The sequence below is a fragment of the Shewanella sp. MF05913 genome (assembly GCF_059758095.1).
Window position 1 is genome coordinate 1 of record NZ_JCAYNT010000066.1, and the last position, 706, is coordinate 706.

At 44.3% G+C, this 706-nt stretch carries 1 pseudogene; it reads right to left on the reverse strand.

The features are described from left to right. A pseudogene (gene istA, locus AC19MV_RS23015) lies at positions 1-706 on the reverse strand (IS21-like element ISShfr5 family transposase); the annotation flags it as partial.

Here is a 706-nt window from a genome sequence, read left to right on the forward strand (position 1 = left end):
TGGGCAATGGTTTTAACGCTGGTTTATCAATGGCTTCAAATTGACTTAATCGTGAGCCAGGATGTTTTTTCATTTGTCGCTGATTTAAATCGATGAGTAATTCTTGAATCTTTAGATTTAATTGACGCAAGCTAAAGAAGGTTTCATTACGAAGACGTGCCATGATCCAACGTTCAACAATTTGTACACCCACTTCAGCCTTGGCTTTATCCTTTGGTTTATAGGGTCTTGCAGGCACAATGACGGTATCGTAATGCGTCGCTAGTTGTTGGTAGGTTGGGTTTAAGTCAGGCTCATATCGGCAGGGTTTGGTGACGGCACTTTTAAGGTTGTCAGGAATGATCTGCTCAGGAACACCACCAAGAAACTCAAAACAACGGGCATGACTCATCACCCAATCTTCAAGTTTCTGGCTGTAAGTCGCTTCGGCATAGGTATAATTTGATGCCCCCATGACCGCGACGAACACTTGTGCAGTACGGCATTCGCCTGTACTTCTATCAACAATACTCATGGTTGGGCCACAGTAATCCACAAACAGTTTTTCACCAGCTTTATGGTTTTGTCGCATCGAGGGTTTTTGGCATTTAAGCCATGCCTTGTACTGACGGCAGAAGTGAGTGTAACTGTAAAAACCTTCCGCGTGCCGCTCTTTGTATTCTTCCCAAAGCAGCAACAACGTCATGGTTTTAGGCCGAAGCTCTTG